Genomic DNA, 511 nt, shown 5'->3' with positions numbered 1-511 from the left:
GAACCACCAAAAACCGGCGCCCAAAATCGGCATCCCCATCCTTGCCCGCCGAACCCGGATCCAAAATCTCCCGCAAAAACCGCCCCGCCCTGGCCACCTCCGCCGGACCCGCCTGATCCGCCAACCCCACCAAAATCGGCTCCGCCACCCCCACCTGCTCATCGGTCAACCCCGCGACCGCCACACAGATCGCATACACCCGCCCCTCCGACAAGGTGCCTGCAGCGAACCGCGCCCGCACCACCGGCAACCGAGCCAACTCAACCGCCAACGTGAGCAACCGCCCAGCCGAACCACCATCCATCCCACACCCACCCCGCAACCACATCCGCGTACTCCCATGCCCCCACGCCCTCGCCTCACCAGCCCCATGCACCCGACCCACCCGCGCCGCGACCGCCGCGATCAACCGATCCCGCGCCCCCACCAACACCTCAACCTCAGCCAGACACTCACCAGCCGACTCCGGCACCCCACCCACCACAAGCCCCGACACCGCCGCCTCCACCCC

General features: G+C 68.9%; 1 protein-coding gene. It reads right to left on the bottom strand.

Annotated features, from left to right (window positions below; translation table 11 throughout):
- The coding region (locus Psi02_RS39855; protein ID WP_373317764.1) for a DUF222 domain-containing protein at positions 1 to 385 on the bottom strand (385 nt) is incomplete at its 3' end.
- Positions 386 to 511: the final 126 nt, after the last annotated feature.

This window comes from Planotetraspora silvatica (assembly GCF_016863315.1).
Lineage (GTDB): Bacteria > Actinomycetota > Actinomycetes > Streptosporangiales > Streptosporangiaceae > Planotetraspora > Planotetraspora silvatica.
The sequence above is the reverse complement of the archived record's forward strand: the minus strand, read 5'-3'. Positions and strand labels throughout refer to the sequence as shown.